The following is a 26238-nucleotide window of genomic DNA, read 5'->3' on the forward strand; positions in this document are numbered from 1 at the left end:
GAAATCAATTTCAAATGTTGACTGTATGATCAAGCGGACCCGAGCCCTTGCCAAGATTTAGTCCCGATGCGATCGCATCCGAGATATAAGACTTGGCATTTCTTATTGCATCTTCAAGGCTCTTTCCAAGCGCCAGGTTTGATGCTATCGCGCTTGATAATGTGCATCCCGTTCCGTGAGTGTTGCTGCTTTCAATTCTTTTTCCTTCAAACCAGGTAAGCTTCCCCTCATCAAAAAGAACATCGCTGGCATCTTCTATGCTGTGTCCGCCCTTTATTAAAACCGCGCAGCCATACTTTGTTCCAAGCTCCTCTGCTGCCTTTTCCATTTCTTCTCTTGTTGTTATAGACAGCCCCGTGAGTGCCTGCGCCTCAGGTATATTCGGCGTTATAACACGACTTATGGGAAAAAGATATTTCGCCATTATTTCAGCTGTCTCATTTTTCATAAGGCTGCTGCCGCTTGTAGCTACCATTACAGGATCAAGCACAAGATTTTCAACTTTGAACTTGGTCAGTTTTTCATGAACAACCTTCACCTGCTCTGCGCTCGGGAGCATTCCGATCTTGGCCGCATCGCACGGAATATCCGATAAACACGCTTCTATCTGCTGCCCGAGAAATTCGGGAGTAGACTCCATTATCGCCGTAACCCCTGTTGTATTCTGCGCCGTAAGAGCAGTTATTGCAGTCATTCCGTAAACCTTATGCGCGGTCATCGTCTTAAGATCCGCCTGTATTCCTGCTCCGCCGCTACTGTCACTTCCCGCTATCGAAAGAACTACTTTCATAAAACACCTCTCATACATTTTTATCGCAGCTTATCTATTGCCTCTACCAGCTCCCGCGAGGCCTTCCTTGGATCATCTGCTTTCATGATCGCGGAGACCACGCAAACTCCCGCGATCGGAATTCCTTTCAAAACACCGAGATTGTCCTTGTTAAGTCCGCCGATCGCATTGGCAGGAATCGGAACCGCATTGCATATATCATTAAGAGTATCCGTTGAAGTAAGCACGGTCTTAACCTTGGTCGTTGTCGGATAGATCGCACCGACTCCGAGATAATCAGCACCCGCCTTGTACGCTGCAACCGCCTGCTCTACAGTCTTGGTTGTTGCACCTACTATCTTGTCTTTTCCAAGAATCTTTCTTGCCGTCTCGACAGGCATATCATCTCTTCCCACATGCACTCCGTCGGCGCCCGTCGCAAGAACAACATCGACTCTGTCATCTACAACCAGAGGAACATTATGCTTTCTCGTTATTTCAAGCGCCTTACTCACAAGGTCTATGTATTCGGCTGTTGTCTTGTTCTTTTCTCTTATCTGTACAAAAGAAACACCGCCCTCGATTGCTTCTTCAAGAGCCTTAAGAAACTCTTCTTCGCTCTTTCCGTCGCTGTTTGTGACAAGATAGAGCTTTAGCTGTTTTCTGTCTAAACCCATGTAACCTTCTTCCTCTCTTCAATGATGTCGTCATCTATTTCCGCAATGGCGTCAAACAAACGCATCAGGAACATATCTCCCTTGGCGTTTTCACCGCTTATTCCAAAACCGGCCGTCGCATTTATAATAGAATCAATACTTGTATCTATTGAGAAAAAGCTTGCGCACACGGCTCCAAGCATGCATCCCGTTCCCGTGATGCTGCCCAGCTTTTTTGTACCGTTCTCGATCAGTGCTGTTTTAGCTCCGTCCGTCACTATATCTTTTTCACCGCTTGCAAGGACTGTAACCCCTTGCTTCCTTGCAAGCTCTTTTGCCATATCAAGTATCTCTTCAAATGTAAGTTTTTTATCCGCATCCACTCCGGATGATTTGTAAGTCTCATCCAAAAGAGCTCGTATCTCCGAGTAGTTGCCTTTAATCAGCAACGGTACTTTGGGATTTCTTTTTCCGAGCAGTTCATTTACAGTCGCTCTTCTAAGCTCAGAACACGCATCCCCAACCGCATCTATTACGATCGGGATTTCTTTTTTCATAGCTTCGTCGTACGAGAGCTTAATAGCTTCAAGCCTGTCTCTCGTTATGTTTCCGAAGTTGAGTAAAAGAGCTTTCGCACTCGCCGTTATATCACAAACCTCATCCGGATGCTCTGCCATGATAGGGCGCGCCCCCAATAAAAGCACAGCGTTCGCACACTGCATTATCGAAATCGGATTCGTGATGCAGTGTATAAGCGGTGATTGTTCTTTAAGTTTTTTGCAGATATCTAATCCCATATCATGAAACCTTCTCAGTATTTTTTTTCACTTCATCAGTGCCGTTTAAACTGTCTTGAATTTTTCTGAGCATTCCGGTCGCAGCAAGTCTTTTAAGAAGGAGGTACGCGATGCTGCCTCCTATAAGTGTTCCCATGATAAAAGAGGGAACATAAAAGAAAAGTGTCAGTCCTTCTTTTCCCCAGAGATATGTCATAACGGGGTATGATACGATCGCGCCGATGATTCCCGTTCCGATTATCTCACCAAGAACAGCTGCAATGATCTTCCCTTTTGAAACCTTGTATAGGATTCCGGAAAGCGTCGCTCCAAACACAGCTCCCGTAAGAGCAAGTGGGGGAATTCCCATTGTCATCATTCTGATGATACCGATGAGAACCGCGCATATAAGCGCGTAAACAGGTCCCATAAATACAGCGCATGTGATGTTGATAAGATGCGCCATCGGGCACATTCCCTCAACTCTAAGGATCGGAGAAATAACAACTCCGAGCGCTACAAACATTGCCAGTGTTACCATTTTGAGCAGTACTTTTGAATTCTTCATAAGAATCTCCTTCTGACGGGCCTGTAAATGCACACCGGTACGTAAGCCGCATCAAGGAGCTTTCAGATTTTTTGCAAAAGAAAAGGAAGCTCCCGTCCGGTAAGCTTCCGCATTAGTTTCCTATTATTTAAGGCATCCCTACGTTGGCATTATCCAAATCAGGTTCTCGGTCGAAGGTCACACCTTCCTCTCAGCCTGTAATACAAGCTCCCGTCTATAAAATTTTTATTCAACTATGTTTATACACCATAGCGAAAGTAATTACAATAGCAATTATAATCTTTTGCCGCAGTATGGACAGAATACAGCATCACTGGGAAGCTTCTCTCCGCACCTTGTGCAGAATGCCACTCTGGATTTAGCTCTTGATCCGGATCCGCGTTTTGAATCCGAACCGGGTCCGTAAGCAAGCTTTGCAAGCTCTTTATCCGTACGCTCATCTACGTAGTCATCATCCAGATAACCGTCTTCTTCACCACGTCTGGGAGGTGCTACGCGACGTCTTCCGGCTTCATCTCTTCGTCTTGCTTCGGCTCTTCTGCGTCTTTCCTCTTCTTCCTCACGCCAAGCTTCTTCCTCAGCACGTCTTCTCTCAGCCTCGGCGCGTCTCTTCTCCTCTTCGGCGCGTCTCTTTTCCTCGGCCTCTCTTCTAGCCTTTTCTTCAGCCTCTCTTCTTGCTCTTTCCTCGGCTTCTCTTCTGGCCTTCTCTTCGGCTTCTCTTCTCGCTCTTTCTTCCGCTTCCTTACGGGCAGCTTCTTCTGCAGCCCTTCTCGCTTCCTCAGCGGCTCTTCTTTCCTCTTCCGCCTCGGCGATCAGATCTTCGGGAACAGGCCATCCGCATGATGTACAGATCTCATCCTCAAAGACAATCGGGGCTCCGCACTTAAAGCAGTATCCCATAATATCCTCTTTGGGAATCTTATTCTTTCCTACGCTTCCGGAAACATTCTCCGCAAGCTTACCTACAGATGATGCCACCTGAGTTAATGTATCCTTATTCTATGTCCAGACTTTCCCCGGCGATATCTTCAATGAATATACTATCTTCCTTAGTAATCTGTTTTTTTAATTTATATTTTTCAACTTCAGACAAGGGATTCTTAAAACCAATTTTCCCTTTTGGATACTTGCCTCTTAATATTGATTCATATAAACATTCAATAAAAGACGACCATTTCGGCAAGTTTTCATTATCACTTTTGTCGATCAAATAACCGATGCCATCTGCTCTGTAAAAAATCAGTAATGCTATGCTTAATTCGCAGCTTTCATTATCCAAAACCAACTGTGGAATATCAAAACCATTATCCCAATTATAATTATAGGCATATAGATATAACTGCTCAGAATCATTCATCTGAATAATACTTTCTTTAGCCACTTCAATATCAGTGTTATATAGCAGTGCCTTTACTGCCTCAATTTTCTTATCTTCCACTACTCCTCCAAAAACTCATACATTGGAAAATCATTGTCTGTGATTAGATGCCTATGTTATAGTTCTATAACATTATGAGCATCCGAAAAATGCACTCTTTCCTTTATCAATTCAATATTCTTTATCCCATCATATTTGACCGAATATATACCTCGATCGACATTGTCAATTTTCAATAATATTTCCATTTCTAATTCCGGATAAGCAAGACACTGTACTAATTCGCTTGCATTTATCACAATCAACTTTCCGGACTCAACATCAATATATGTATATGAATCACTTTTCGTATCAGAAATGGTTATTTTGCAATTATACTCATCTTTATTAGCTAAAAAGAGAACCATCTTACCGGAATTACAAAATTCTACAATATTTTTAGTTTCCCGTTTTCTTACATCTTTCCATTTCTCATTTGGAAAATCATGTATCAATTCAGTTTTTCCGTCTCGATCAAGTATTATGTCTAACTCAGCTAAAAGATTGTCATCTATTTCATCTAAGTATTTCTCATCAATTAAAACCAGACCGTCTATGCCATCACATCTATAATCATAATTCATAATAGCACCTCAGCATTTTTTTACCTTTATCATATGTACAATAGATTTATAATCTCATCAGCCAACTTTATGATTCTACGAAAACTTGTCGAAGCTCTAATCTTATCCATATCCGACAACTTGGATAATATCTTTTCTTCACCGATATAAATCTCTCTTAATTCAGAACACTTTTTATATATTGTTTCATCAATATAGCCTTCATCAATCAACAAATCCAAAGTATTATTATGTAAAAAACTGATTATATCTGGTGGTAGTTCTTCGAATAATGTATATCTAAAATCATCATCGTTCATTGATAAAATATTTGAAGAACTTTTTTGCAATGTACACTTAAATAAATCATATCTTTCATCTTCACTTAACAATACTGCGCCCCTCTATCTTCCCTGTCTCAGCATTTATCTTAAAATTTCTTCCATAAAAATCAGAAGCATATATCTTATCTTCCTTAAGTCCCATCTGTTCATACGGAAGAAGATTCTTTAATTCCGGATATTTACAAGCAATATCCTCAGATTGCCAATTCACCTTTGCATCCGCGTCCAAACAAAAGATATTATTAATCTCATTGCTATCATACGGGATTGCAAGTAGGATAATAAAACTTTTTTTGTACTGAATCACAGTCCTGATTTCGAATTCAAAATCATAACCTCTATTGTTGATTTCTATATGATTTTTCTCGAATTTATACACTTCAAAATCCTCTTTCATGACTTCTACTCTTTCAATGCACGATACTAAAACAATTGTGGAATTCCTGTCCACGTTAAAATCGGCATTTCTTCTATAAGCTTGAAATATAGCAGTATTTCCTGATTATCCCCATAGATGCCTGAGCTTGGTTTTTTGGTAAGCACGGTGACATAATAGAAACCATCCTCCATAGCAACAGTTTGCTCATCAGGCACTTCATCACTCCATTCAGATAGCCAATAAACATCAATGATATTAACTTTTCCTCCAATTACCTCCAGAGCTAATCTGATTGCTGTCAGATAGTCACTGATTGTTTGCTCTGATGGATACCCCTCTCTGATCTTTAAAACAAACTGTCCCGGTCCGCCTGTGTTAAAGCCTATAATATCTCCCTTTTTCAAATGCTCCGCAACCTTTTCCGGCGTATTAAATTCCTTAGAAAAAAAGTCTTCTCCCTCAGAACATTTTATGGCTTTATCCGAATATAAAACTATACCAGGTCCGTCTGTGCTAATATTCAGTTGCAATTCACCATATGTATTCATTCTCATTTCCACTCGGATGCAAATTCCAAAATCTCTCGATTGAGTTCTTGTTTACGATCGTTTAAAAGAAGCAGTTTATTGTATTTGTAATATGCTTCGTTACCGGTTTCTCTTACAAACTTCAAACTGTGATAAGCATTGGAAAGTTCGGTTAAGAAGATTACCATCTCCTGACTTCCGGTAAGAGATTCGGGATTTCCGAAAGCTCTTTCCATAAATTCAAAGCTGTTAGTAAGATGCTCTCCTGTCGCCTTTATACTTGCCTGTCTGTCGGCCTCACGGGAAGTGAACCACTTCTTTGCAGCGGCAACATCGCCTGTTTCAACTTCCTTTAAACACTCTCTGAGTGCCGCAACAGCAAGCCTTCGCTCGCTTTCTTCCTCGCGATTTAGAAGTCCTGCGTCAGCCTCACGCGACGTCTTTTCTTCGAGTTCATCTATTGCGGGTTTAAGGTACTCCGATTCGCCGTCCACATACTTCTTTACCACCTCATACACAAGCTTCTGCACGGCAGCGTTCTTGGAATAATCTCTGAACTCGTCCATAAGCTTATCTGTGAGAAGGCCGATGATACTTAGCTTTTCATCAAAGGATCCGTTTCTGATGGAAGCTAGGTCTTCGGGGAACTTTCCTTCAAGAATATCGGGAATCTTATAGAGCTCGTTGTATCTGTGATAAAGCTCGTAGTAATCCGCAAAGTCTCTTGCGATTTCTTTATCCTGTAAGTACTGGTCCGTAAGCTTGTTATCAACAGGGATTCCGAGTTTTTCATGAACCTTTATGACTCTTGAAAGATCCTCCCAGCCCCTGGCTGTGACAAAACTCTTTCCGTCGACGTCGCTCTTAATGCTGTAGAAGTTATCCTTCTTAATCTCAAGGTATGCCATGATAGCGCCGTGAACGCCCTCTTTGTAGGCGTACTCTTTCCACGCATCGAAGTCCTCTTCTATCGAAATCTTGCGCACACGGTCGAGCGTAACGATATCAAACTCCCTGACTGATTTGTTGTACCTTGCGGGATTGCCCGCAGTAACTATGATATAGCCATCGGGAACCTTGTGACTTCCGAAGGTCTTGTACTGAAGGAACTGAAGCATTGTGGGAGCAAGCGTCTCGGAGACGCAGTTGATCTCATCAAGAAAAAGAATTCCCTCGCTGATCCCTGTCTGCTCGATCTTGTCATAAACGGAACCCACAATCTCACTCATCGTATATTCAGTCACGGAATACTTTTTATCACCGTACTCTTTTTCAGATATCATCGGGAGTCCGATCGCACTCTGCCTTGTGTGATGCGTGATCGTATAAGAAACAAGCCCTATTCCGAGCTCGTGTGCTATCTGCTCCATGATCGCAGTCTTACCGATTCCGGGAGGTCCCATAAGCAGCACGGGACGCTGCCTCTCAACAGGAATCTCATACTGCCCCGCTTCGTCTTTTTCAAGATACGCTCGTACCGCGTTCTTTATTTCATCCTTTGCTTCTCTGATATTCATAGCTACCCCTTATATATACAGCTTCTGCGCCCAGTCCGGCACTTCGCTGTCATTATAGTCTTCGTCTTTAGCAAAAACAAAAGCCGTCTCGTACTTAGTTGCTTCCTTCGGATAAACTCCGTATCCGTCCGTAAAATAAATAAGTCCCTTAAGATTTGTAAGTTCTTCCTTCTCGATAAGTTTCTCAACATGTGAAAAGACAGGCCTAAAATCCGTTCCGTAACCGCCCTCGACATGCACTCCGTCCGAATACTTTTTCATGTCATCGACGGAAAGAATCACATCGTCTCTTTTTACCTCATCATCACATTGGATCACATGTATCTTGATTTTCCTATAGAAATTTTCTCCGGACAAAAGAATCGACGCAGTCTCATTAAGGAATCGCTGAACCAGTCCGTCCTCGCAGGATGCGGAAGTATCGATCGCGATCACAAGCTCCTGAATCTTCTTAACTTCGCGATGCTCGTTCTCTTCGATAAGAGGCATGTTACCATACTTCTCAATTCCGAACGTATACATTCCGTAGTCAAAAGAGTCGGGATCTATGATCGTCTCTTCTCTGATAACCATAAAGTCATCCAGAAAATCGCGGTAGTCAGTCCTTCCGGTATTCTCATATTTCAAAATATAAGAAAGCTTTCCGATCCTGTCACTTGCCTTTTTTCCGACAGTTTCTATCTCGGTCTGAAGACGCTTACTTTCCTTCTCCCAGTCTTTTTCCTTATCTTCGATAAGCTTCATCCGATTCGGAGAAAGAAAATGCACGTTGTCATTTTTCTTTTCATCATCAGCATTTGGATCATCCTTGGGAAGCCTCTTCCAAAAGCCGTGATCATCCGCCCAAAACTCTTTTTCCAGCTTCTCGAATTCGTCATAATCTTCAAAAGGATGCTCCTCGGAAAAATACCGATAAAGCTTCTCCACCGTAAGAACCTTCACATCCCGTGAAAGCCTCTCATACCAGCCGTCCCGATAATCGGATGAGATCCTGTAAATACACTTATAGTCCATGTCATCAAGGATCGACTCGACGACAATATCCGCGCACAGATCATAAAGCCGCTCGTCCTCGTATCTTCCCGATGTGTACATATGCCTGAAAATGCAATGCATAAGCATGTGCATATATGTTCTGTTAAGCCTTGCCGGTTCCTCGGTAAACAGCTTAAATAAATATGACGGATTAAATCTTATGCTGACAGCGTCCGTTCCGACACTCGTCGTAGAAAGATCCATCTCGTAAGAAAGACTTGAAAGCGCCGCGCTCATAAATCTCATGGCAATATAGAGCTCGGTTCTCGACGCATCCAAGACCCTGCAGCCCATCTCGCTAAGCTCTCTCTTTTTCTTACTTCCCTCTGCCATCATAAAACAAACTCCGTCGCCGTTCCCGCAGTCCCTGCACCTGCATCCATAAACACCGCGGAAAAAAGAGTTTTCCCTTTGTCCGAGGCATATTTTATTGCCTTGTCGATATCCGCATCTTCAAGTACTTTCTGCGCATCCGCGCATCTGTATGTCAAAAGAGCCTTCATAAGCTCCAAATTTTCATCTTCATTAACGTCATCTATCAGACGACAAAGAATCCCCGCACCGTTCTTTCTTACATACTTCTCATAAACAGCTCTGTAGCCTTCAAGAAGCTCTTTTGGAAAAAGAAGTCTTCCCATCGCTATACTCTCCGACAACGCATTTCCGTCGATGACCGCTTTATCAAAAAGCCTGTCGTATTCTCTGTAATCAATGCTCCTTCTGTCTACGCACTCTCTGTACGCATAGCCCGAACCCGCAATTGAAAACTGTATAGTGCGTGCCATGGTATTCTCATTAAAATCATAGACAAACTCAGGGAACGTAAGCCTCGCCTCATCGTAACCGTTATCCGTCTTAATATGTATCCTGAACTCAAGCGTTCTGTCACTGTCCGCAAGGAAGTTCCTTATAACCTCATACCATCCCGAATTAACGGTAATATCGATTATCTTAAGCTTGTCGCACTGTCTGCAAACTCCGTCGTAATAATCGTCGAGACTGTCAAAGATACTTATCTTCTCAAGATTCTTACAATTATGAAAAGCAAACCCGTATAGCGTCTTAACGCTCTCGGGAATCTCCACACTGACTATATCTTCTCTTCCCGAAAAAGAGTGGTTTCCTATCGCCTCGACAGAAAGCCCCTCTATGGTTTTGGGTATAACAAGCTTCTCTCCGTTTCCTTCATAGCCCGTTATCTCAATATATTCATGACCGTCTTTTTTACTTTTCTTTTTCTCGTATAAAAAAGCCATTGTTTAACCGTTCTTATCTCTTATGCTTAACCTTTATGGTCACAGCCTTATTTATAACGCTAATATCCGTCTCCTTGGCAGCTCCTCCGAATTCTCCGTCAACGGTCCATTCGCACTCTGTATCAGACATAAACTTTACTTTTTTAATCTGCTTGATCGTTATAAGACTGCTGCTCTCGATATTGGTCGCAAGAGCTCCGAGGATCTCATTAAACTCCACGATATTCTTGGGCGCATGAATAAGAAGAAGTTCCATCTCACCGTCATCGAGTTTAACGTCGGTCTTTCCGAATATATTCATTCCGCCGATGGAACCGGAATTACATACTGCACCGAAGACATAGTCATCCTCTATAATTTCGCCGTCTATATCTATCTTCATATGAGAGTTGTAGCCAAGACTCTGCGGAAGCTCTGAAATAGCACTGATAACGTACGCAGCATATCCAAGGATATTTTTAAGATCCTGATCTGTCGCATAGCTCACCTTGGAAAAAGCCCCGAAAGCGGCAACATAATTAAAATATCTGTCATTCATCTTGCCGACATCATACGAAAAAGGATATCCGTCCAAAGCCACCTCAAGCGCTGCGGCGTGAACACTCGGAATTCCGAGTCCCTTTGCAAAATCATTGGTACTGCCTGAGGGAATATATGAAATAACCGGTTTGTTTTGCATATCCATAACCGCGCCGACAACATGATTAAGCGTGCCGTCGCCGCCACTGCAAACGATTGATTCAACAAGTCCGTCGTATTTCCCTATTATCGACTCCGAATCAAGTCCGGATCCCGGAATAATGGGATAAATGATAGGCTCATATCCCCGCTGAGCAAGACCCGTTGCTATCGCAAAGGTATTGTTTCCGGCCTTTCCCGTTCCCGCTGATTTATTTATAAGTACCAGTGCTCTCTTTCCCATAAACATTTGCCTCGTTTATTTCTTTTTATAAATCCTGTATGTATATGTAATATCAAAGTAAACCTGCTCATCGCTTTCTTCAACCATCTCCCAGTTAGGGTCTTTATCAAGGTTGGGGAAGTATGCATCAGCTTCGTATGCCTTATCGATAAAGGTAACGATAGCAGTATCACAGTCATCGATGAACTGCTTGTAGACAGTCTCTCCTCCGATGATATAAACATCATCCGAATTTTCGTTCTTAATAAGCTCCATAAGCTCATCTCTGTTATGCGCCACTTCCGCATTCTTAACCGTGTAATCGGGTCTTGTCGAAAGAATGATATTTCTTCTGTTCGGAAGAACTATCTTCTGAGGGAATGTCTCAAGAGTTTTTCTTCCGTAAATGATGGTATTGCCTGAAGTTCTGCGTCTGAAGTTATCCTTCTGATCCGCGGGAATGCTCACAAGGAGCTGTCCCTTATTTCCTATTGCCCAATTGCTGTCAACCGCAACGATAGCTTTCATAAATTCTCCTCCGTGTACTAAAAAAATCTTTTTCCAATAATAATAAACAAAAGGTGCCCGTGTCGGACACCTTTTATTATACATTTACATATTTAGATTGTTCAATGATGAATGATATACGCATTTATGACTTTTGACACCTATATCATTCAAAAACAACATTGCCCCAAGTATCTTCGGGGATAAGGCTGATGTAAGTCTTACCTGTGTTGATCTCAAGCTCATCGCCGTTCTCATCATAGAACTTTGTAACACCTGTCATGCTGTCCTTAACCCATGAGATATCCTTGGCTACACCGTTTGTAAGGTACCAACCGTTTCCTTGACCGATACAGTTGTAGATAAGATATCCGTTCTCATCAAGCTGGTTAAATGAGCAGTTCTGAAGGATTACGTTCTTAAATGAAAGAGGAGCATCTGTCTCGGCATCCTCATGAGGCTTGCCATACTCATATTGCTCGTATTCCTTGGTCTCATCGTTGTACTTAAGCTGAGATCCTGTGTGCTTGAAAGGAAGTGAAACGCTGTTGGCAGGATAAGATCTTGAATACTTCTCATCAAGCTTGATCTCCTTGCCGTAAGGCGCAAAGTTGAAGTGACTTCCCTCGTTGGCATACTCGTTGTAAGTTGTAGAATATCCTGAGTTCTTGAAATTCTTCTCAAGATCTCCCGATACAATATACTCTGTGAACTCTCTCTTCTTACCGTTGTTTACACGTGAGAAAGTACCTGAGAAATGCTCAGCCCAAGGATTCTTAAAATATGGATCGTTGTGGACCGGAGGTCCTCCATCGTGGCAGAGCACCGCATCCCACTCAGATGCAAGTATGATATTTGTAGGACGTGTACTTCTGATACTTCCAAGCTGTTCAATCTTACCCCAGTCCTTAACGATAGCCATAAATCTTGTAATACGATCGTTCTTGGTACTGTTCATGATCTCATAAACAACGTCAGCATTGGCTAATTCGTAGTGAGGAAGAGCCATCTTCTCATTGTCGACCATTACAGCGATAGGACGCTGATCCTTGATCTCTTCACTGATAGGCTCACCTGTTAACTCACTTAAGTACATTCCTTCAGGAATCTCATAAGACTCTTCTTCTGTCGTCTCCTCAGATGTACTCTCTGTTGAAGAATCACCTTCCTGAGAAATGGGCTCAAATGATGCCTGTAAAGATGAATCGGCATTACCGTCTTCGGGTCCGCATGCTGATAAAGATCCGAAAGCAAGAATACATGCTATGATAATAGCCGTTCTCTTCCCTTTTTTTCTTAAAAGCATTTTCTAATCTAGTCTCCTTTATTTTTTTTAATTAATTATTCAATTAATTGTATCTATTCTACCAAATCTGCCCTATTTTTTCCACATTGAAATTGTGTTATGCTAAAAAGAGTTTAAGAAAACTAATGGGGTGATTACATGAAACTGACTTTTATTGGCGCAGATCACGAGGTTACGGGCAGTTGTCATTTTATATCTGCCTGCGGAAAAAACATTCTTATCGACTACGGAATGGAACAGGGAAAAGACTATTTTGAAAACGTTCCTCTTCCCGTTTCGGCTCCCGAAATCGATTATGTTTTTCTTACGCATGCCCACGTCGATCATTCGGGCAACCTTCCTCTTCTTTATGCAAAAGGCTTCAGAGGAAAGATATTCACAACAGATGCAACGGCAGACCTGTGCAACATAATGCTCAGAGACTGCGCGCACATTCAGATGCAGGAAGCGGAGTGGCGCAACAGAAAGGCTAAACGAAGCAAAGACATTCAGCAGATGGAACCTTCTTATACAATGGAAGATGCAGAGAAGACCATCAAGATGATCATACCTTGCAAATACGGCGATGAGATCGATGTTTGCGAAGGCGTTAAGATCAGGTTTACGGATATAGGTCATCTCCTCGGTTCAGCCAGCATAGAAGTATGGCTCACCGAAAAGAACGTGACCAAAAAGATTGTTTTTTCCGGCGATATCGGAAACAAGGAACAGCCTCTTATAAGAGATCCTCAGTTTACCGAAGAAGCCGATTACGTAGTCATGGAGTCCACCTACGGTGACAGACTTCACTCGGAAGAAAGACCTGATTATATAAAAGATCTTACCGAGATCCTCGACCGCACTTTTGCAAGAGGCGGAAATGTTGTCATTCCTTCTTTTGCCGTCGGTCGTACTCAGGAAATGCTCTACTTTATTCGTAAGATAAAAAAGGAAGGACTTGTAAAAACAAATCCTAATTTCCCCGTATACGTAGACAGCCCACTTGCCGTTGAGGCAACCGAGATCTTCTCTCAGAATCAGCTGGAATGCTATGATGAAGAAGCAATGGATCTGGTAAAAAGACATATTAATCCGATCACTTTCAGAGAACTTATTCTTTCCATTACAACGGATGAATCGAGAGCGATCAACGAAGATCCTGAGCCCAAGGTTATAATCTCAGCTTCAGGTATGTGTGAAGCCGGCAGGATCAGACACCACTTAAAACATAACCTGTGGCGCGAAGAAAGTACTATATTATTTGTAGGTTATCAGTCTGTAGGAACAACAGGAAGAGCCATAATAGACGGCGCAGACGAGATAAAACTTTTCGGAGAAACGATCGCTGTCAAAGCAGAGATATGTAAGCTCGAAGGACTGTCCGGACACGCTGACAAAAACGGACTTATAGAATGGATACAGGGCTTTAAGAAACAGCGCCCCAAGAAAGTATTCATCGTACACGGCGAAGACAACGTCTGTACCTCTTTTGCCCAGTGCCTTAGAGAGGAATACGGATACGATACTTACGCTCCGTATAGCGGCACAGAATTTGACCTTATCTCAGGAACTTTCATCAAAGAAGGGGTTCCGATTCCTATCAAGAAAAAAGAATCTACTCTTATTTCCGATGTATATTCAAGACTCAAGGCCGCCGGTGCAAGACTTATGGGTATCATCGCCAAGAGCGAAGGCATGACCAATAAAGACAAAGCCAAATTTGCAGATCAGATAAATTCACTCTGTGATAAGTGGTCGCGATAAAAGAAATGAGCATATCGATTTCCGAAGGGACGTAGCATGGCGAGAACGCAGTGAAGCCATGCGTATATCGCGAAGTAATTAACGAAAAAATAGTTAAGGAGGATATCCATAATGGCAAGAGCAGATGAAATCTTTATCTCCATGTGCAATGACATCTTGGAGAACGGAACATCCACAGAGGGAGAAAAAGTAAGACCTCACTGGCCGGACGGCGCAAGTGCATACACCATCAAGAAATTCGGTGTGGTAAACAGATACGATCTTTCCAAAGAGTTTCCTATCATGACTCTCAGAAAGACAGCTCTTAAGAGTGCTACGGATGAGATCCTTTGGATCTATCAGCAAAAGAGCAACAACATTCACGACCTTCATTCTCATATTTGGGATGAATGGGCAGATGAGACAGGTTCTATCGGAAAAGCCTACGGCTATCAGATCGGACAAAAGAGTATCTACAAGGAAGGTGAGTTCGATCAGATGGACAGAGTCATCTATGATCTTAAGAACAATCCTTTCAGCAGACGTATCATGACCAACACTTATGTTTTTTCCGATCTTCATGAGATGAATCTTTATCCATGCGCTTACAGCGTAACTTATAACGTAACTCAGAAAAAGGGTGAGGATAAGCTCACACTTAACGCAGTACTCAATCAGCGCTCACAGGACGTACTTGCGGCAAACAACTGGAATGTTGTTCAGTACGCGGTACTTGTCCATATGCTCGCACAGGTTTGCGATATGAACGTCGGAGAGCTTGTACATGTAATTGCGGACGCTCACATCTATGACAGACACGTTCCGCTTATCAAGGAGCTTATTCAAAGGAAGCCTCTTCCTGCACCTAAGTTCCGATTAAATCCCGATGTAAAGGACTTCTATAAGTTCACCAGGGATGATGTTTCACTTGAAGGATATGAGGTTGCGGGAGAACAGCTTAAAGACATTCCAATCGCGATCTAAACAGGAGTAAGTATTAAATGAACCAAAAGGCAGAGTTTCCAAGGCTTAACGGCAACACACTTAAGATAATCGCATGCATCACAATGCTTATAGATCACATAGGTGCTGCGATCATCTATCCGCTTTCAGCCGCAGGGATTCTGCCTATTTCTATGCCCTATGAAAGACTCAGCCTGATCTACAAGATCATTCGCGCCATCGGAAGGAACTCTTTTCCGATATTCTGCTTTCTTTTGGTTGAAGGTTTTATGCATACAAAGAGCAGATTAAAATATGCAATAAGTCTTCTTGTCTTCGGTATTATCTCGGAGCTTCCGTACGACTACGCAATGTCCGACGCCATCAATTTCAAAGACAACAACGTCTTTTTTACTCTTCTTATCGGACTTCTCGTAATCTGGGCAATTGATGCCATAAACTCTTTTGCAGGTAAAAAGAAGCTTCACTTTATAGTCGCTCCGCTCCTTAGTGTATGTATCTTTGCTACAGGAGCTCTTTTGGCATACCTTTTAAAAACAGACTACAGCTACCGCGGAATAACTCTTATCACCATACTGTACTTTTTCAGATACTATACGCCCATTAATCTTATCGCGGGATATCTTTCTATCTTTTACTGGAAAAATGAGATGTATTCTTTACCCGCATTTTTACTGATGCTTTTATACAACAAAAAGCGAGGTAAAAACCTAGGCAGATTTAAATATCTGTTCTACGCCTTTTACCCCGCGCATCTTCTTATATTTCACTTTATCAAATTGTACTGTATTAAAAACTTATGATTCTCCGATAATATCGGACATAGCCTTCTGAGCTGCAGTGATATCTGTAGTAGATATCGTATATTTCTGGAGCTTGTCTGTGGTAAATCTGACCACGTTGCCGGTATCAACCTTTACAACGGCATACTCTTTATAGCCTGAGTTCTTGTTGCCGGTAAAAACGTATACTTCATCTCCCTCGTTGACATCCATCTGAACCTCGATCGAAGCCATGCCTGTCAATATCATGGGTTGGCTAAACTCTATCTCATATGTTCCCGGATAAAAAGTATCCTGGAGTTTGGTTACAGTTCCGCTGTATGGAAGAACACCTTCCTCTGAACTAACCGTCACTCTCTGAGTCAATCTACTGTTAGCGGTTCCATCGGCGTTCGTGCCCTTCTTACCCTTGAACGATGAGCTGTCATCTCCCATAAAACTAAGAAGCGCTTCTTCAGCCGAGCGATAGATCTCTTTTTGACCGTACGATCCTCTGTCTTCAACATTGACCGCATACACAAGAGATCCTATAAAACTTCCTATAGCTATCAGTGCTACGACCAGAACAGTAACGACTATCCCTTTAATTTTTATCATAGTCACCTCATATTCAATTTCAATCCGTACCAAAGTTTATACTTTTTTTATAAATACTTCACAATTCAAACTGAAGTTTATCACACTTTGGACACAATTCACAATACATTTTTTTTATAAAAGATGTACTTTTTTTAGATTGAAATTTTATCAGCTTTTCCAGGTTTTAAGCTTAATTACAATGAAAATAGGCAAAAGCTCGAGTCTGCCCGCTAACATATCAAACATTAGCACAATTTTCGACAAGACGGAAAACTGTGAATAATTTCCCATCGGTCCGACCATGCCAAGACCCGGTCCAATATTGTTGAGTGTAGCCGCAACCGATGTGACCGTCGTCTGAAAATCAAAATTATCAAGTGAAACAACTATCGTCGAAAAGATAAACGTAAGCACATAGAGTCCTAAATACGCCGATACAGACTTGACCGTTGTGCCTTCGACGGTGTGTCCGTCCATGTACACTCTCTTTATGGCCTTGGGATGAACAAGGAAATTAAGCTCATTCCTTGCATTTCTGATCGTGATGATCGCTCTCGAAAATTTAAATCCGCCTCCCGTAGATCCCGCGCAGGCTCCGACAAGGGATAAAATGCACAGTATCATCTTGGAGAACATCGGCCACTTATCAAAATCGAGTGTTCCGAATCCGGTAGTCGTCATAACCGACGTAACCGCAAACAGCGCATGATGGAATGACATGCGTCCGCTGTCCAAAACTCCCGCTCTGTAGATGTTGATCGAGATAAGTCCCGCCGCAACAAACATAACGATAAAGTAATACTTAACCTCTTCTATCGCAAAAGCTTCCTTGGGCTTTTTGTGAAGAAGGAAATAGTAAACCGTGAAGTTAACTCCGCAAAGCGCCATGAATAGAATAATAACGGATTGACTGGCGGTAGAATAATCATTTATTCCATTTGGAGTAACCGCAAATCCTCCGGTTCCCACAGTTGAAAAAGAAATCGTAATAGCGTCATATACAGGCATACCTGTGATGATAAGGCAGATAATCTCCGAAAGTGTGATTCCCAGATAAATAAGGTAAAGGATCTTCGCTGTATCTTTTACCTTGGGAACGATCTTGCCCACAACCGGTCCCGGGCTCTCCGCACGCATAAGATGCATACTGTAGCCGTCCGCAAGGGGAACTACCGCAAGCAAAAAGACAAGCACTCCCATTCCGCCGATCCAGTGTGTAAAGGTTCTCCAAAACTGGACACTGCGCTCGATCCCGTCTAGCGTAGTGAGAATACTTCCTCCTGTTGTGGTAAGTCCGGAAACCGTCTCAAAAAGAGCATCCACATAACTTGGAATTGTTCCCGTGATAACAAAGGGAAGCGCACCCATAAGACTCATAACAAACCATGCGACAGCAGTGATCGCAAAACCTTCTTTTGCATAGATAACCCTGTTCTTGGGCTTTTTATAGGATCCGATATATCCAAACAAAAGAGATACGGCAGAAAGGATCAGAAAGACTCCCGCGCTGTCATATTCCTTGTAAATAATCGCAACCAAAAGTGGAAGAAGGAACAACAGTCCCACTATCCTCAGTAGTCTGAAGAGGATATATCTTATCATTGAATAGTTCATTATTATTTCTCCAATATGTCGCTTATGTCTTTTAAACCTGTAAGCGTGGTAACAACAATTACTGAATCTCTGTCTCTTATAACGCTGTCACCTGTGGGGGATATGATCTCGCCGTAGTGATTGATGCACGCGATCAGAATACCCTTCTTGAGATTGAGCTGCGAAAGAGGAACGCCGATAACCGGGCTTCCGCTTCTGACGATAAACTCAAGCGCCTCTACTCTCTCGTCGTTGAGCTTGTACAATGTTTCGATATTGCTGTCCTTGGACGCGTTCATTCCGCGCACAAACTGAACAATCCTATCCGCAGTGATATTCTTGGGATAGATGATACTTCCGATTCCAAGCGATCCGATAATATCGCCGTAATTAACTCTGTGAACCTTGGTGATAAGCTTGGCCTTTGGATTAATACTCTTAACGTACATCGAGAGCATAATGTTCTCTTCGTCGAGATTAGTGAGCGCAACAAAAGAACCTACGCTCGTAACTCCTTCTTCCATCAGCATATCTTTATCGGTTCCGTCTCCATTAATAATAAGAGCTTGAGGAAGCAGCTCCGAAAGCTCCTTGCAACGAACAGCGTCTCTTTCAAATATGGTAACCTTTATACCGATTGAAATGAGCTGCTTGGCAAGGTAATATCCGGTCTCTCCGCCTCCGACAATAATTGATGACGGAACCTTGGCTGTAGGAAGCCCAAGCTTTTTAAAGAAGGAAAGTGTATTCCTGCTTGATCCGAATATGGTAATCTCATCTCCTGCGCGAAGAATAAAATTACCGTCGGGAATATATACGTCCGTGCCTCTTGAAACAACTGATACTATAACGTGCTTCTTAAGGTCTGCGGGAAAATCTTTCAGTGCCTTGTCGCAGAGTCTTGAATTCTCCTCAACGATGAATTTAACAAGCTCCGCTCTTCCCCTGGCAAAAGTCTCAATCTTGGTCGCCGAAGGGAACTTAAGAAGTCTGTCCGCTTCTCCTGCGGCAGCCTCCTCGGGATTTATAACCATTGAAAGACCAAGTTCTTCTTTGATGAAGTTGATCTCTTTTTTGTAAACCGGATTACGTACTCTGGCTATAGTGTGGCAGTTACCGGCTTTCTTCGCGATAAGACAGCAGAGCAGATTAAGCTCATCCGAATCCGTAACCGCGATCATAAGATCGGCTGTCTCAATGCCGGCATCTTTCATTATGGAATAGCTGGCGCCGTTACCTACAATTCCCATTACATCGTAGCTGTTAACAACGTTCTGAACTACGCTACTCTTTTCCTCGATTACCGTGATGTTGTGTCCTTCTTTGCTCAGCTGCTGAGTAAGCGTCTGTCCAACGTTACCGCAACCAACAACAATTATATGCATAAGGACCTCCCCTGTTTAATCTAAAAACTATTTATTTCTTTTGCAATTAATCACAAAAAACAGCTTCTATCATTATATTTATTTCGGAGACAATAATCAACCGACAGGAACTTTGCAATAGTTGCGGACATTACAAACAGGTTATATTCAAACATAAGTGTTTATGCTATTTTAGAGTTTTTTAATAGTATTTTCCCCCTATATTCATTGTATTTTGAGCCTTGCCATCATAAAATCATTGTAACGGTGGAAGTTGGGCACCGTTTTTTATTTATACCCATCAAAAAAGGAGACCAGGAAATGAGAAACTTTTTCTCTCGCTTTTTCCAAGGCCGATACGGTTCATACGGAACGGATAAGCTTACTCGGTTTCTTTTGATATTGGCAGTTATTAATTTTCTTGTATCGATATGTTCTCCGATGGGATTTCTGTATTACATAGCCGTTGCGCTTATGGCGTACAGCTGCTACAGACTCCTATCACGTAATATATCAGCAAGGTACAAAGAGAATGAGTACTTTGAAAAAGTATTTAAAAAGATAACGGGACTTTTTAAGCGCACAAGATCAGATCTTTATTCGCGCAAGAATTACCACATATACACATGTCCTAACTGCAGTCAGAAGATACGTATACCCCGAGGTAAAGGACAGATCATCATCAGATGCCCTAAATGTTTGACAGAATTTAAAAAGAAGTCGTGACCTATGGAAAAATTTTTAATCGTTTATGCCAGTGAAACCGGTAATACCGAGAAGCTGGCGCAGGAACTTTATAATGCGCTTCCGATTTCCGGCTGCAAGAAAAAGATTGTTAATGTTCGCAGCTGGGACGGAAAGCTTGATGCCGAAAATGTGTTTATCGGATTTTGGGCCAACAGAGGCTCGTGCAGCCTTGAGATAATTGACATCATCTCATCACTTCATGGCAAAAATGTTGTGCTGTTTGGTACGTGCGGTCTTGGCAACTCAGACAGCTATTATAAGAATCTGGAACAAAATGCCCTGGTATGGCTTCCTTGTGACAACAACTACATGGGCTCATTTTTTTGCCAAGGAAAAATGCCCTATCAGATCCGAAACAAATATGAATCCTGCCGCGGCAAATGCGATGACAGTATGATCGATTACATGCTGAGTCAGTTCGACGACGCCGCATCGCACCCGGACAGACAGGACATGTTGAAAGCCCGGATCTTCGCGGAAGACATCTTAAAGAAAATAAAAGAATTGGAAGCAGCGTACGCGTAATGCATAAGCTGCTTCTTTTTTTATGTCAGGATCTCCAAAAAAGTCCGCAATCTTTAACCATCAAATCGCACTTTATGACTGGATAAAATACTTTATAGCAATATAAAATATTATCATTGGATTATATGTAGCAGCTTATGCAGTAAAGGAGAAGGTTATGCTTAGAAATACAACGGTAAAAAATGGGGAAATAAAGGGTCTTCCGGGCACAGACCCAAGGATCACGGTCTACAAAGGAATACCTTATGCACAGCCGCCTGTAGGCGAGAACAGATTCAGAGCACCACAGCCTGCAAAGAACTGGGACGGTGTGTTTGAAGCCTACGAGTTTGCACCGATATCATATCAGGACAGGCCCGGAGTCGGCGATGACATCACATCACGCGAGTGGTTCGTCGATCCCGATGTTCCCATGAGCGAAGACAGCTTATACCTCAATATCTGGACACCAGCCAAAAGAGCCGATGAAAAGCTTCCTGTACTTGTGTGGATCCACGGCGGAGCATTTCAGTGGGGCTATTCATCCGAGATGGAATTTGACGGCGAGCAACTTGCAAGCAGAGGTATCGTTGTCGTTACGATTTCATACCGACTTGCTGTTTTCGGATTCCTTTCTCATCCCGAGATAACAGCGGATTCACCCGATGCTCCCACCAACTTTGGTCTCCTCGATCAGAGACTGGCGATCAACTGGGTTCATGATAATATAGCGGCATTCGGAGGAGACCCCGAAGCGATCACAATCGCAGGACAGTCAGCAGGTGGCGGAAGCGTGCTCAATCAACTTGCCTGCACAGGAGATAATTCTTTTATAAAAAGAGCCGCGATCTTTAGCGGAGTTATCGAGCTTCCTGATAAAGATGCAGATATCTTCTCTCCTCTTTCTCTTTCCGAAGCAGAAAAAAAGGGCGAAGACTTCTTTAAATTCGCAGGAATAGCTGGACTTGAAGAAGCAAAGAAGCTTTCCGCAAAAGATCTTTTGTCTAAATATAATGAATATGTCACATCCGAAAACGGAGATAATCTACTGGGAATCGGAAGATGCTTCCCCGTAAAAGACGACAAGTTCGTTACGGGCAATCCCACTCAGGCTCTTAAAGAAGGAAAGATCCTTAACGTTCCCATTCTTCTCGGAAATACTTCGGATGAATTTATCATAGGCGGCGTCAACACGGTTGAGCATTCGATAAAGAATGTGATCGCCGGCGCTCAGAAGCAAGGCAGCAAGCAGGATTTCTACTACTATCGCTTCGATCCCGATATTCCTTCGGACGGAGATAAAAAAGAGCCCTATCCCGGAACCTTCCATTCATGCGACCTGTGGTTCTTCTTTAACTCGATCACAAAATGCCGCCGCTTCTACAAGGGAAGACACTACGATCTTGCAAAGCAGATGTGCGACTACTTCGCAAACTTTGTAAAGACAGGAAATCCCAACGGTAAGGGCTGCGACAACGAGCTTCTTTCCACATGGGAACCATATACACTCGATAATAAAGCTGAAATGGAGTTTCTTGGAAACGGCGCTACTCCTCATATTGAAGGCGGCATCAGACAAAACTCAAGAAAGCAGGCAGTAAATCCTTATCTTCCTTCTTGGGAGTATATTCCCGACGGTGAGCCTTACGTATTCGGCGACAGGATCTACATCTACGGTTCGCACGATATTTACGGCGGAGAGACATTCTGCCTCGGCGACTACGTGTGCTGGTCTGCTCCCGTTAATGATCTCGGCAATTGGAAATACGAGGGCGTCATATACGAAAAGACAAGCGACCCTCTTAATAAAGACGGACACATGTGCCTGTACGCTCCCGATGTAACAGTAGGTCCCGACGGCAGATATTATCTTTACTATGTACTTGATAAAGTATCCGTTGTTTCCGTTGCGGTCAGTGACACTCCCGCAGGTCACTATGAATTCTACGGCTACGTTCACTACGAAGACGGAACCAAGCTCGGCGACAAAGAAACAGATGAGCCTCAGTTTGATCCCGGCGTATTAACGGAAAACGGCCTTACATATCTTTTCACGGGCTTCTGCAATCAGGGCGACAAATCAAGACACGGCGCCATGCTCACTGTCCTTGATAAGGACATGCTGACCGTAGTTAAGCCTCCCGTATTTGTTGCGCCCGGCAACTGCTATAGTGAGGGAACTCCATATGAAGGTCACGCTTTCTTCGAAGCTCCTTCGATCAGGAAGATAAAAGATACTTATTATTTCATCTACTCTTCCGAAGTAATGCACGAGCTTTGTTATGCTACTTCGAAATCTCCCGAAGGACCTTTTTCCTACGGCGGAGTTATTGTAAGTAACTGCGACATGCATATCGGAACTTATAAAGAGGCCGAGCTTCCGAGTGCTTACGGTGCCAACAATCACGGAAGCATTGAGAATATCGGTGACGATTGGTACATCTTCTATCACAGACATACCAACGGAACATGGTTTAGCAGACAGGGCTGCGCCGAGAAGCTTGAGATAAAAACAGACGGATCAATCCCTCAGGTTGAGATCACATCCTGCGGACTTAACGGCGGACCACTCTCCGATATCGGCGAGTATCCCGCATACCTTGCCTGCAACATCTTTACCAAGGATCACAAAATGTATGTCGAGTCTTCATGCCCCCGCGTTGTTCAGGAAGGCGGCGATGACTACTGCGCTCCCGGACATATCAAGGATATTGTTGATACAACAACGATCGGCTTTAAGTACTTTGACCTTAAAGATGTAACGGGACTTCGTATAAAGACCAGAGGCTATATAAACGGCGATTTCAAGATTAAGACGTCACTCGACGGAGAAACTCTCGGAAAGATTTCTGTCAGCAACGCCAACATCTGGACCGCCGGCGAATGCCGCTTTTCCGGTAAACTGAGCGGAACCCACGCCCTCTACCTCGTATTTTCCGGTGACGGAACCGGTAGCCTTAAATCAATTGAATTTTTGCACTGATTAAGCTATTCATTCAGAAATGTTTGTTTTCGTCTGCGGTGCGATTTTCTAAAACTCAAAAATCAGCAAATGCCTCATTTCGACGTTGCTCAGGGAAATCGGCATTTGCTGATTTATTTGTTTTGAAAATCGTCATCCTCGTACAAGAACTGCACATTTCTAAATGAATAGCTTCATAACTTGGATGCATGTAACTGTTTTAAATCTTGCAGATAATCTCCATCCCACAGTTTTACCCCTAATGCAGTTGCTTCTTCTATAGCTTGCCTTGTGTAAGTACTATTTGTCATCACAATTGCAATATCACATTTATAGAAAGCCCTTCCTGTAAAAACTTCTTGGACCGCATTATTCCCAACTGGAACTGAATAGTATTTACATTGAATGTCATATTTTATATTATCCTTCTCTGCTATAATATCGACTCCGTGATCTCCAATCACGGGCGTTAGACTAACATTTTTATATCCATTTAACTCAAGTAGAGACACACAATATAATTCAAATTCTTCACCGTCACTTATATTAGCAAATGTTCTTCCACGATCTGCTACGCCAGTTATATTTTTTAATCCTTGTCCATGATAATTATGAATCAAATATACCCCAAAGTATTCTGCCACCCCTATTTTTAACAAAATATGATTCAAACTATCATATTTATTATCACTTCTACTTAGGAATTTTTCAAAAAACGGTGTCTATATAAGTAGAGGTATATATACCTCTACTTATTTACATTAATCGGGTTATAACGGGGTAAAAATGATGAAAAGAAGAATTGGAAGAATCACACTAAGTATGATAATGTCGGCGCTTATGGTACTGACAATGCCACTCACTGCTTTGGCTGGTGAATGGGACATCGCTGAAGGAGATATCGCAGTTAACAGAACAAGCGAAACAGAGCAGAACGTATCACAGGGTAGCCGAAGTGAGAATGATACCAATCCTACAATCACGGGTACATCAACAGAGCATACTGTTACAATACATGCTGAAACTGGCACAACTGCGACTGTAACGCTTGATAGCGTGGATATAACATCAAGCTCTGGCAACGCTCCAATAAGTACACAAGGCGGGGGAAATGTAACAATTGAACTTGACGGAGACAGTAAGGTACAAGCAGACAATTTACACGCCGGTATAGAAAAAAATAATGACGGTGATCTTACCATAACAGATTCAAGCGGAAGCTCTGAGGCAGCCGGATCTATTGAGGCAAAAGGCGGCTCACACGGTGCAGGTATCGGCGGAGGATTTCGACGCGACGGATCTGATATAACTATAAATGGAAATGCCCAGGTAACTGCTTCCGGTGGGACAAGAGGTGCAGGTATAGGTGGCGGAGATAACGGCAATGGATCTGATATAACTATAGGCGGTCATGCCAGGGTAACTGCGTCCAGTGGTGATGAAGGTGCAGGTATAGGTGGCGGATTTCTAGGAGACGGGTCCAATATAACCATAAATGGAAATGCCAAGGTAACTGCTTCCGGTGGCTCACACGCCGCAGGTATAGGTGGCGGAGGTAACGGCAATGGATCTGATATTACCATACAAGATAATAGCTCTGTTATATCTACTAGTTCGACGGGAGGTGCCGGTATTGGCAGTGGAATATTTGGAACGGCTACTAACATTACAATCCGAGATAATGCTAATGTCCATGTTGCAAGTGGTTTTCTTACTGGTCCCTACGGAGATTTCTACGGAGCCGGCATAGGTAATGGTGCAGCTGTTGTTGCTAACGGAACCGAAGTTGTTGATGACACAAATCTCACCACAGGAAAAATAACCATCTATGATCCCGGTACTTCAATAGATGAGATTAAAGCCTATATTGAACAGGCACAGAGCCAAAGTGGCGGACAGCAAACTCCCGGTGGAAGCAGCCAGCAAGTTCCAAGTGGCAGTGGTCAGCAGAATCCTCCAAGTGCACCTACAAGCACTAATATCGTAGTTGACAACACTGAAACCGCACCCCCGGAGGTCCCTTCCTCACACGGTGGAAGTTCACATTCATCCGATAATAACGGCGGATCTGTAAACACAGCTACGCCTACTAACGAACATGCTATTTTCATTACAGCTCTGAACAATCAGATTGAAGGGTACTTAAAGCAGCTTAGCGAAGCCATTAAATCAGGAAATACCGAGAAAGCAAACGCCATGATCAAGGAAGGATTAAAGCTCAATCTCGGTAACTATGTGGGACTTAACAGAAGGACAATTACACTGCTTGAAGAGGTATCAAAAGCAGGCATAGCTACAACAATTGATTTTACATACAAGAACATAGACTACATAACTTTAATTCCTGCCAATGCGGAAATTGCTCCAACTTCTCTTTTAAACAAAGACGGTTACTGCGGAGCATTGAAACTTATGAAAGAATATGGCAGAATTGAAGAAAATTATTCCCCATCTGACATCGGATGATCACTAACCCCCACCCCCACTGTGATCATTCGACA

The 26238-nt window shown here is 42.8% G+C and carries 27 protein-coding genes and 1 riboswitch; of the genes, 7 read left to right on the forward strand and 20 right to left on the reverse strand.

Translation table 11 applies throughout. The features are described 5' to 3' along the window. Positions 1 to 10: 10 nt before the first annotated feature. From thiD to D6853_RS01240, 16 genes are all read right to left on the reverse strand, one after another. Positions 11 to 790, reverse strand: coding sequence for a bifunctional hydroxymethylpyrimidine kinase/phosphomethylpyrimidine kinase (gene thiD / locus D6853_RS01165; protein ID WP_120655981.1), 780 nt, complete (start codon positions 788 to 790; stop codon positions 11 to 13). Positions 791 to 810: 20 nt separating this feature from the next. Continuing rightward, positions 811 to 1446, reverse strand: a complete 636-nt coding sequence (thiE, locus tag D6853_RS01170; protein ID WP_120655982.1) for a thiamine phosphate synthase — start codon at positions 1444 to 1446, stop codon at positions 811 to 813. Further along, the gene (gene thiM, locus D6853_RS01175) at positions 1437 to 2222 is read right to left on the reverse strand and encodes a hydroxyethylthiazole kinase (RefSeq protein WP_120655983.1); all 786 of its coding nucleotides are present in this window, start codon (positions 2220 to 2222) and stop codon (positions 1437 to 1439) included. The genes thiE and thiM overlap by 10 nt, the downstream gene beginning before the upstream one ends. Position 2223: 1 nt before the next feature. After that, a complete protein-coding gene (gene thiW, locus D6853_RS01180; RefSeq protein ID WP_120655984.1) occupies positions 2224 to 2769 on the reverse strand; it encodes an energy coupling factor transporter S component ThiW in 546 nt (181 codons plus the stop codon). A 118-nt stretch (positions 2770 to 2887) separates the two neighbouring features. After that, positions 2888 to 2990, reverse strand: a riboswitch (TPP riboswitch). A 52-nt stretch (positions 2991 to 3042) separates the two neighbouring features. Next, on the reverse strand, positions 3043 to 3747 hold the full coding sequence (locus D6853_RS01185) for a zinc ribbon domain-containing protein (RefSeq protein ID WP_120655985.1): 705 nt from the start codon (positions 3745 to 3747) through the stop codon (positions 3043 to 3045). Positions 3748 to 3763: 16 nt separating this feature from the next. Next, complete coding sequence (locus D6853_RS01190; RefSeq protein WP_120655986.1) at positions 3764 to 4207, reverse strand: DUF4274 domain-containing protein; 444 nt, start codon at positions 4205 to 4207, stop codon at positions 3764 to 3766. A 56-nt stretch (positions 4208 to 4263) separates the two neighbouring features. Continuing rightward, positions 4264 to 4770 carry a hypothetical protein gene (locus tag D6853_RS01195; protein WP_120655987.1) on the reverse strand — a complete coding sequence of 169 codons (507 nt, stop codon included), beginning with the start codon at positions 4768 to 4770 and terminating at the stop codon, positions 4264 to 4266. Positions 4771 to 4799: 29 nt separating this feature from the next. Beyond that, the gene (locus tag D6853_RS01200) at positions 4800 to 5141 is read right to left on the reverse strand and encodes a hypothetical protein (protein ID WP_120655988.1); all 342 of its coding nucleotides are present in this window, start codon (positions 5139 to 5141) and stop codon (positions 4800 to 4802) included. Then, complete coding sequence (locus D6853_RS01205) at positions 5131 to 5490, reverse strand: hypothetical protein (RefSeq protein ID WP_120655989.1); 360 nt, start codon at positions 5488 to 5490, stop codon at positions 5131 to 5133. Before D6853_RS01205 ends, D6853_RS01200 begins: the two co-directional genes overlap by 11 nt. Before the next feature lie 26 nt (positions 5491 to 5516). Further along, entirely contained in the window at positions 5517 to 6020 is a 504-nt protein-coding gene (locus D6853_RS01210; protein ID WP_120655990.1) for a hypothetical protein, read from the reverse strand. A gap of 2 nt (positions 6021 to 6022) precedes the next feature. After that, complete coding sequence (locus D6853_RS01215; RefSeq protein ID WP_120655991.1) at positions 6023 to 7516, reverse strand: ATP-binding protein; 1494 nt, start codon at positions 7514 to 7516, stop codon at positions 6023 to 6025. A 9-nt stretch (positions 7517 to 7525) separates the two neighbouring features. Beyond that, entirely contained in the window at positions 7526 to 8887 is a 1362-nt protein-coding gene (locus D6853_RS01220; RefSeq protein WP_120655992.1) for a vWA domain-containing protein, read from the reverse strand. Continuing rightward, positions 8884 to 9807, reverse strand: coding sequence for a leucine-rich repeat protein (locus tag D6853_RS01225; RefSeq protein ID WP_120655993.1), 924 nt, complete (start codon positions 9805 to 9807; stop codon positions 8884 to 8886). Before D6853_RS01225 ends, D6853_RS01220 begins: the two co-directional genes overlap by 4 nt. 13 nt (positions 9808 to 9820) lie before the next feature. Next, the gene (locus tag D6853_RS01230) at positions 9821 to 10729 is read right to left on the reverse strand and encodes a diacylglycerol/lipid kinase family protein (protein ID WP_158588632.1); all 909 of its coding nucleotides are present in this window, start codon (positions 10727 to 10729) and stop codon (positions 9821 to 9823) included. Positions 10730 to 10744: 15 nt separating this feature from the next. Continuing rightward, a complete protein-coding gene (locus D6853_RS01235; RefSeq protein WP_120655995.1) occupies positions 10745 to 11236 on the reverse strand; it encodes a dihydrofolate reductase in 492 nt (163 codons plus the stop codon). 145 nt (positions 11237 to 11381) lie between these two features. Continuing rightward, positions 11382 to 12521: a DUF3048 domain-containing protein gene (locus D6853_RS01240; protein ID WP_120655996.1), complete on the reverse strand. Its 1140-nt coding sequence runs from the start codon at positions 12519 to 12521 to the stop codon at positions 11382 to 11384. A gap of 138 nt (positions 12522 to 12659) precedes the next feature. Between D6853_RS01240 and D6853_RS01245 the strand changes: the two genes are divergently transcribed. From D6853_RS01245 to D6853_RS01255, 3 genes are all read left to right on the forward strand, one after another. Then, on the forward strand, positions 12660 to 14264 hold the full coding sequence (locus D6853_RS01245; RefSeq protein WP_120655997.1) for an MBL fold metallo-hydrolase RNA specificity domain-containing protein: 1605 nt from the start codon (positions 12660 to 12662) through the stop codon (positions 14262 to 14264). 111 nt (positions 14265 to 14375) lie between these two features. Continuing rightward, on the forward strand, positions 14376 to 15227 hold the full coding sequence (thyA, locus tag D6853_RS01250; protein ID WP_120655998.1) for a thymidylate synthase: 852 nt from the start codon (positions 14376 to 14378) through the stop codon (positions 15225 to 15227). A 17-nt stretch (positions 15228 to 15244) separates the two neighbouring features. Beyond that, the gene (locus D6853_RS01255) at positions 15245 to 16009 is read left to right on the forward strand and encodes a TraX family protein (protein WP_120655999.1); all 765 of its coding nucleotides are present in this window, start codon (positions 15245 to 15247) and stop codon (positions 16007 to 16009) included. Here D6853_RS01255 and D6853_RS01260 read toward each other — a convergent pair. From D6853_RS01260 to trkA, 3 genes are all read right to left on the reverse strand, one after another. After that, positions 16004 to 16585: a hypothetical protein gene (locus D6853_RS01260; protein WP_120656000.1), complete on the reverse strand. Its 582-nt coding sequence runs from the start codon at positions 16583 to 16585 to the stop codon at positions 16004 to 16006. The genes D6853_RS01255 and D6853_RS01260 overlap by 6 nt on opposite strands. 150 nt (positions 16586 to 16735) lie before the next feature. Further along, positions 16736 to 18181, reverse strand: a complete 1446-nt coding sequence (locus tag D6853_RS01265) for a TrkH family potassium uptake protein (RefSeq protein WP_120656001.1) — start codon at positions 18179 to 18181, stop codon at positions 16736 to 16738. Between the two features lie 2 nt (positions 18182 to 18183). Then, positions 18184 to 19545, reverse strand: coding sequence for a Trk system potassium transporter TrkA (gene trkA, locus D6853_RS01270; RefSeq protein WP_120656002.1), 1362 nt, complete (start codon positions 19543 to 19545; stop codon positions 18184 to 18186). A 300-nt stretch (positions 19546 to 19845) separates the two neighbouring features. On the opposite strand from trkA, the gene D6853_RS01275 reads away from it, so the two are divergent. The 3 genes from D6853_RS01275 (at position 19846) to D6853_RS15575 (ending at position 23758) form a co-directional block, all read left to right on the forward strand. Beyond that, positions 19846 to 20250 (forward strand): hypothetical protein, encoded by a 405-nt coding sequence (locus tag D6853_RS01275; protein WP_120656003.1) that lies wholly within the window; start codon positions 19846 to 19848, stop codon positions 20248 to 20250. A 3-nt stretch (positions 20251 to 20253) separates the two neighbouring features. Further along, complete coding sequence (gene bilS, locus D6853_RS01280; RefSeq protein ID WP_120656004.1) at positions 20254 to 20796, forward strand: flavodoxin family protein BilS; 543 nt, start codon at positions 20254 to 20256, stop codon at positions 20794 to 20796. 157 nt (positions 20797 to 20953) lie between these two features. After that, positions 20954 to 23758 carry a carboxylesterase family protein gene (locus tag D6853_RS15575; RefSeq protein ID WP_330541063.1) on the forward strand — a complete coding sequence of 935 codons (2805 nt, stop codon included), beginning with the start codon at positions 20954 to 20956 and terminating at the stop codon, positions 23756 to 23758. Between the two features lie 173 nt (positions 23759 to 23931). On the opposite strand, the gene D6853_RS01290 is transcribed toward D6853_RS15575, so the two are convergent. Then, on the reverse strand, positions 23932 to 24396 hold the full coding sequence (locus D6853_RS01290; RefSeq protein WP_243108263.1) for a restriction endonuclease: 465 nt from the start codon (positions 24394 to 24396) through the stop codon (positions 23932 to 23934). A gap of 130 nt (positions 24397 to 24526) precedes the next feature. Here D6853_RS01290 and D6853_RS01295 point away from each other — a divergent pair, with 130 nt between their 5' ends. Further along, a complete protein-coding gene (locus D6853_RS01295) occupies positions 24527 to 26203 on the forward strand; it encodes a hypothetical protein (protein ID WP_120656005.1) in 1677 nt (558 codons plus the stop codon). Positions 26204 to 26238 lie beyond the last annotated feature (35 nt).

The organism is Butyrivibrio sp. X503, assembly GCF_003625475.1.
In the GTDB taxonomy this organism is placed as follows: domain Bacteria; phylum Bacillota; class Clostridia; order Lachnospirales; family Lachnospiraceae; genus Butyrivibrio.